Consider the following 6,953-nt stretch of genomic DNA (forward strand, 5'->3'; position numbering starts at 1 on the left):
GCTCAGGCAGCGTCATCGGCGGTTTCTGTCGCCGTGGTCGGCGGAACGGCGTTCCGCCACAGATGCAGGGTCGCGTAGGAGCGCCAGGGCCGGACACGGGCCATCGCCGCATCGAGGGTCGCGGGGGAGTCGGTCACGGAGCCCTGCGTGAGCCGGGCCCAGCCGTTGCGGACGGCGGCGTCGCCCGGCAGGTGGATGTCGGGGTGGCCGAGCACCCGCATGGCGACGTAGTCCGCCGTCCAGGGCCCCACGCCGTCCAGCCCCAGCAGGTCCTTCCGCAGCTCGGCGGCGTCGGAACCGATCCCCAGCGCAAGGCTACGGGCGGCGAGTTTCCCGGCCGCCGCGCGCAGCGACGCATCCCGGCGGTGCGGCCCCCGTAGGAGCGGGCCCGGCACTGCGGCGAGGTCCTCCGCGGAGGGGAAGAACCGGTCCAGCCGGGTGCCCGGCACGCTGACGGCGGTTCCCGCTGCGGCGAGCCGGCCGAGGGCCGTCGTCGCCGAGGCCACCGTGACCTGCTGCCCCGTGATCGCACGGATCAGCGTCTCGTGTGGATCCAACGACCCGGGAAGGCGCACGCCCGGCCTCTCCGCGACCAGGGTCGCGAACTCGGCGTCGCGGGACAGTGCGGCGTCGGCAGCCAGGGGGTCGGCATCGAGGTCGAAGAGCCTCCGGATGCGGCTGAGGAGCGGCGGGAGGTCCGCCAGCCCCGCCACGGAGACGGTGACGGGCAGGGCGGCGCGTCCGTTGCCCTGCGGTGCGACGGCGCCCGCCCTGAACCAGGCAGGGCCCGCCGGCAGGCGGAGCAGGCGCTCGTAGCTCGTCGCCGTGCCGAGCTCGGGGCCGGTGACGGCGCGGGCGGCGAGGAAGCGGAAGATGCCGTTGTCGTACGGCAGGCGTACGGGCAGGGACAGCCGGAGCCTGAGCGGCCCGCCGGGTTCCGTCGCCGGCGAAACGGTCCCGTGCCGCTGCAGTGAGGTCTCCCGCAGTTGTCCGGGGGTGAGGTCGAAGACCTGCTGGATGGTGTCGTTGAACTGGCGGATGCTCCCGAAGCCTGCGGCGAAGGCGACGTCGGCGAAGCGGAGCGTCGTGGCGGTGAGGAGGGTCCGCGCGGTCTGGGCGCGGTGGGCGCGGGCCAGAGCGAGCGCTCCGGCGCCGAGCTCATCCCTGAGGATGCGGTTGAGCTGTCGGGGGGAGTACCCGAGCCTCGCCGCCAGGCCGGGCACGCCCGCGCGGTCCACTTCGCCGTCGGCGATGAGCCGCATCGCCCGCGCCGCGGCATCGCTGCGCAGATTCCACTCCGGGTCCCCGGGGACGGCCTCGGGCAGGCACCGCTTGCAGGCGCGGTACCCGGCGTCGTGCGCGGCGGCCGAGGTACGGAAGAAGGTGACGTTGGCGGGCTTCGGCGTCCTGGCGGGGCAGGAGGGGCGGCAGTAGATGCCCGTGCTCGAGACAGCGGTCACGAACTGCCCGTCGAAACGGGCGTCGCGGGCGTCGATCGCCCGGTACTGCTGCCAGAAGTCCATGCCGTCATCCTGCCACCCGGCCGCAGGCCGTCCTAGCGGAATTCGGACACGATGGTCGGAGGGACGGAGGAGGCCTTGCTACGGTCGAAGCGTGATCGATGACAGCAGGACGGCCCCGGACCTCCGCGCACGGCTGGGCCGCAGCGCCCTCGAGGTCGCTCCCTCTCTGCTGGGCGCGCTCCTGACCCACAGCACCGACGACGGCGACGTCACCGTCCGCATCACGGAGGTGGAGGCCTACCTCGGCCCGGACGATCCGGGCTCCCATGCGTTCAGGGGCAGGACCGCGCGGAACGCGACGATGTTCGGGCCCGCCGGGCACCTCTACGTCTACTTCACCTACGGCATGCACTACTGCGCCAACATCGTGTGCGGCGACGAGGGGTGGGCCACGGGCCTGCTCCTGCGGGCGGGGGAGATCGTCGACGGCGCGGGTCTCGCCCGCGTTCGACGCTCGCGGCCCGCGACGGATCTCGACCTCGCCCGGGGGCCCGCACGCCTCGCCCAGGCGCTGGGCCTCGACCGCCGCAACGACGGCGCGGACGTGCTTGCGCATCCCTTCCGGCTGGTCCTGCCGGAGCAACCCGCGACGGCGGTCCTCAGCGGACCGCGCGTGGGCGTCAGCGGTATCGCCGGCACGGAGGAGTACCCCTGGCGGTTCTGGCTCCCGAAGGAACCCACGGTCTCCCGCTACCGTCCGGGAAAGCCCCCTGCAGCCGGTAGGGTTGATCGGTGATGATCAGCGAGACGGACCCCGCTCCCGCGCCGACCCCGGGCGTATCCGCACTGACCGTGCAGGCCCGGGAGGCTGTCGGCCGCCTGTGCGCGGTGGTTCCCGACTTCCCCTCGCCCGGCATCATGTTCAGGGACCTCACGCCGGTCTTCTCCGACGCGCAGGGTTTCCGGGCGGTCGTCGACGCGCTCGCCGAGGCCTTCGCGGACCAGTTCGACGCCGTCGCGGGCGTGGAGGCCCGCGGCTTCCTCCTCGCCGCCGCCATCGGCTACGCGACCGGCACCGGCGTCGTCACCGTCCGCAAGGCGGGCAAACTGCCCCGCGCCGTCTACCGGGAGTCCTACGACCTCGAATACGGTCAGGCCTCCCTCGAGATCCACCAGGCGGACCTCCCCGCCGGCACGCGCGTGCTCCTGCTCGACGACGTCCTCGCCACGGGGGGAACACTCGCCGCCGCGGGCGCGTTGCTCGAACAGGCCGGCGCCGTCGTCGTCGGCTGCGGTGTGGTCCTCGAACTCGCGGACCTCACCGGACGCAACGCCCTGGCGGGCCGACGGGTGCACGCGCTCGAAACCGTGTAGCGTCCACCACGCTAGGATTGACGGTCTGCCTTTGATGGAAGGGAATGTCCGATGCACGAGACCTCGCAGGCCAGGGCCGAGTTGGAGCACGAGCGCGGCTACGTCGATGGCCTGTACCACCGTCTCGACGAACTCCGTGCGGAGAAGGCCCGGCAGCTCGCCGAGGTCCGGCGCACGCAGGCGGCCGGATCGCACCAGAACCGCTCCGAGCGCGACGCCTTCGCGACGATGTACGAGGACCGCCTCGCGCAGCTCAACGCAGTCGATGACCGCCTCGTGTTCGGGCGCCTCGACCTCGACGGCGGCGACCAGCGGTACATCGGCCGCATCGGGCTCTCCGACGAGGACCTCCGGCAGCTCATGGTCGACTGGCGGGCACCCGAGGCCGGTACGTTCTACCAGGCGACGGCTTTCGAACGCATGGGCGTGCGACGCCGGCGGCACCTGATCCTCTCCCGGCGCGACGTCGTCGCCGTCGAGGACGACGTCCTCGACGCGGACCTCCTCGGCGACGACGACTCGCTGCAGGGCGAGGGCGCCCTGCTCGCCGCGCTGAACACGCGGCGCACCGGCCAGATGTCCGACATCGTGGGCACCATCCAGGCCGAGCAGGACCGCATCATCCGGGCGCCGCTGCCGGGAGTGACCGTGGTCCAGGGCGGCCCGGGCACCGGCAAGACGGCGGTCGCGCTTCACCGCGCCGCCTACCTCCTCTACACGCACCGCGATCGCCTGAAGTCCGCCGGCGTGCTGCTGGTCGGTCCCACCGACGCCTTCATGAAGTACATCGAGCGTGTCCTGCCCTCCCTCGGCGAGACCGGCGTCGTGATGGCCGGAATCGGTACCCTCATGCCCGGTGTCCACACGGTGCAGGAGCCCGACGAGATCGCGGCGGCGATCAAGGGTCGGCTGGAGATGGCCGAGGTCATCCGCAACGCCGTCGCGAACCGGGAGCGGGTACCGCCGGAGAACAAGCGCCTCAACGTCGAGGGCACCATGCTCACCCTCACGCCCCGCCAGGTCTCCCGGGCGCGCGAGCGAGCCCGGGCCACCGGGAAACCCCACAACGAGGCGCGGGTCACCTTCGTCAAGATCCTGCTGCGCGAGCTCACCGAACAGCTGCTGGACAAGCTTGAGGAGTCCTCGGGCGTCGGCAACAACGCCGACCGCTCGTATCTCGCCGAGGACGTCCGGAGCTCCCGCGACGTGAGGATCGCCCTCAACCTCGCGTGGATGCCGCTCACGCCGCAGAAGCTGGTGTCGGAGCTGTTCGCCCGCCCGGAACTGCTGCGGGCGGCGGCCCCCCACCTGGGCGAGGACGAACTGGCGGTCCTCGCCCGGCCCGCCGGTGCGCCCTGGACGGAGGCGGACGTGCCATTGCTCGACGAGGCCGCGGAACTGCTCGGCGACCTCGACCCGTCGGCGGGGCGGGACACCGCAGCCCGCGAGCAGGAGCAGAAGCGGGACCTCGCCAACGCGGAGCGGGCCCTCGAGAACGTCAATGCCTCCCTCGAGGATTCCGGCGTGGACGGCGTGCTGACCGCCGAGGACCTCGCCCAGCACAACGCCGTGGCCGCCACGCGGCTGTCGGCCGCCGAGCGCGCGTCCGTCGACCGCACGTGGGCGTACGGGCACATCGTGGTCGACGAGGCCCAGGAACTCTCCCCGATGCAGTGGCGCCTGCTGATGCGGCGCTGCCCGCTGAAGTCCTTCACCATCGTCGGGGACATCGCGCAGACCAGCTCGGCGGCCGGGTCACGGTCCTGGCAGCAGGCCCTCGAACCCTTCGTGGGGGATCGCTGGCAGCTCGAGGAACTCACCGTCAACTACCGGACCCCGGCGCAGATCGCCGAGGCGGCGGTGCGCATGGCGAATGCGGCAGGGCTCGTCGTGTCCGCCCCGAAGGCCGTGCGGGAGGGGCGGTTCGCCCCGGTCCTGGACACGGTGGGCGACGCCGTCGCCGGGCTCGTGCACGCCATGCCCGCGGAACTGGCCGCCATCGACGGCGGACTGCTCGCCGTCATCGCGCCGGAGCACCTGCTGCCCGCCGTCCGGGACGCGCTCGCGCCGGTGTACGGTGACCGCGTCGGATCCGGAGCGGGCGGGCCCGGCCAGGACATCGTGGTGATCAGTCCGCGCGAGTCGAAGGGCCTGGAGTTCGACGGCGTCGTGATCCTCGAGCCGCAGGACATGCTCGACTCCGCGACTGCCAGGGTCGGAGACCTCTACGTGGCGATGACCCGTCCGACGCAGCGCCTCCGCGTCATTTCGAGCGGCCGGATTCCTGCTGGTATTGCCGACTGATAATTTGGTCTCGTGTCCCAGCAAACAGATATCCCGGTCAGTGGCCTCGCGGGCCAGCGCAACGATCCGTCCTTCGACGGCATCTACGACGAACTCCTGTGGCGTGGTCTGATCCATGTGTCCACCGACGAGGGGGAGCTGAAGGAACTGCTGGGCGGGCCGCCCATCACGTTCTACTGCGGGTTCGACCCCACGGCGGCGAGCCTCCACCTGGGCAATCTGGTGCAGCTCCTGACGATGCGACGACTCCAGCTCGCCGGTCACCGTCCCCTCGGCCTGGTCGGCGGTTCCACCGGCCTGGTCGGGGATCCGCGACCGACGGCGGAGCGCACCATGAACACGAAGGAGACCGTCGCCGAATGGGTCAGCTCCCTCGAGGCCCAGGTGCGCCGGTTCCTCGACTTCGAAGGCGCCGGTGCGGCGCGGATGGTGAACAACCTCGACTGGACCGGGCCGATGAGCGTCATCGACTTCCTGCGCGATGTCGGGAAGTACTTCCGCGTGGGCACGATGATCAAGAAGGAGACGGTCGCCAAGCGGCTCAACTCCGACGAAGGCATCAGCTACGCCGAGTTCAGCTACCAGATCCTCCAGGGCATGGACTTCCTGCAGCTGTTCCGCGACTACGACTGCGTCCTCCAGACGGGAGGCTCCGACCAGTGGGGCAACCTCACCAGCGGTACGGACCTGGTCCGGAAGGTCGAGGGCACGAGCGTCCACGCCATCGGTACGCCCCTGATCACCAATTCGGACGGCACCAAGTTCGGCAAGAGTGAGGGCAACGCCATCTGGCTCGACGCCTCCATGACCAGCCCCTACGCGATGTTCCAGTTCTGGCTCAACACCTCGGACGCGGACGTGGCGGAGCGCCTGCGCATCTTCACTTTCCGCAGCCGTGCGGAGATCGAGGCGCTCGAACAGGCAACCACCGACCGGCCGCACGAGCGGGCCGCGCAGCGCGCTCTCGCCTTCGACGTCACCGCCCTGGTGCACGGCGTCGAGGCGACCGAGAAGGTGATCGCGGCGTCCGCGGCTCTCTTCGGGCAGGGCGACCTCGCATCCCTCGATCTCGCGACCCTCGAGGCGGCGACGGCCGAGCTGGACTCCGCGGCGGTCTCCCGGGACGGACTGGGTATCGTGGAGCTGCTCGTCGCCTCCGGGCTGTCGGCGAGCAACTCGGCGGCCCGTCGTACGGTCGGGGAGGGTGGTGCCTACGTGAACAACACCAAGATCACCGATGTCGACCACACGGTCGGGGAGGGCGATCTGCTGCACGGCCGCTACCTCCTCGTGCGCCGCGGCAAGCGCAACCTGGCCATGGTCGACGTGAGCTGACGTCCCTGTCTCCTCCTGCGGCGCCGGCACACCCCTTGGGTGGGCCGGCGTTCCTGCTCGTGATCCAGCCGACACCGGGTGGGTTTGCTTGGGGGGTGTGGGGGGGTGTAGTGTTTTCTGAGTTGCCCCGGTGAGGGTGACCATCCCCTTCATTTTATTCCGGTTGGTTCGTGCGCTGTTTTTATGGTGGCGAATTAGGCGTTGTATTTGTGGTGGGTTGTTTCTTTGTCGTATTTCTTTTTGTTGGTGGTGTAGACCACGGCGGGGGGATTTGACAGGGGAAAAGAAAGTGAAATAGGCTGTGAACATAACGGCGAGGGAAAGCGAAGCCGAGTGGCGCTGATGGTGCCGGGTTTCGTGAGTAATCGGTTGTTCCTGTTGTTTGAGAACTCAATAGTGTGCCAAGTTTGTTGATACCGATTGTTTTTTGATTGGTTGAATTGGCTGGTTGCCGCGCATTTTGTGTGTGGTGGCTGG

At 70.1% G+C, this 6,953-nt stretch carries 6 protein-coding genes; 4 read left to right on the forward strand and 2 right to left on the reverse strand.

Annotated elements, in window-relative coordinates; all coding sequences use genetic code 11:
• Positions 1–2 precede the first annotated feature (2 nt).
• Positions 3–1,523, reverse strand: coding sequence for an Ada metal-binding domain-containing protein (locus ACX80F_RS15575; RefSeq protein ID WP_459337307.1), 1,521 nt, complete (start codon positions 1,521–1,523; stop codon positions 3–5).
• A gap of 94 nt (positions 1,524–1,617) precedes the next feature.
• Between ACX80F_RS15575 and ACX80F_RS15580 the strand changes: the two genes are divergently transcribed.
• Genes ACX80F_RS15580 through tyrS form a run of 4 tightly spaced genes read left to right on the forward strand, consistent with a single transcriptional unit; the run spans position 1,618 to position 6,476 of the window.
• A complete protein-coding gene (locus ACX80F_RS15580) occupies positions 1,618–2,259 on the forward strand; it encodes a DNA-3-methyladenine glycosylase (protein WP_459337311.1) in 642 nt (213 codons plus the stop codon).
• The gene (locus tag ACX80F_RS15585; protein ID WP_459337312.1) at positions 2,259–2,837 is read left to right on the forward strand and encodes an adenine phosphoribosyltransferase; all 579 of its coding nucleotides are present in this window, start codon (positions 2,259–2,261) and stop codon (positions 2,835–2,837) included. The genes ACX80F_RS15580 and ACX80F_RS15585 overlap by 1 nt, the downstream gene beginning before the upstream one ends.
• A 51-nt stretch (positions 2,838–2,888) precedes the next feature.
• Entirely contained in the window at positions 2,889–5,141 is a 2,253-nt protein-coding gene (locus ACX80F_RS15590; RefSeq protein ID WP_459337308.1) for a HelD family protein, read from the forward strand.
• A gap of 12 nt (positions 5,142–5,153) precedes the next feature.
• Positions 5,154–6,476, forward strand: coding sequence for a tyrosine--tRNA ligase (gene tyrS, locus ACX80F_RS15595; protein WP_459337309.1), 1,323 nt, complete (start codon positions 5,154–5,156; stop codon positions 6,474–6,476).
• 194 nt (positions 6,477–6,670) lie between these two features.
• On the opposite strand, the gene ACX80F_RS15600 is transcribed toward tyrS, so the two are convergent.
• The coding region (locus ACX80F_RS15600) for a hypothetical protein (RefSeq protein WP_459337310.1) at positions 6,671–6,953 on the reverse strand (283 nt) is incomplete at its 5' end.

This window comes from Arthrobacter sp. TMS2-4 (assembly GCF_054511075.1).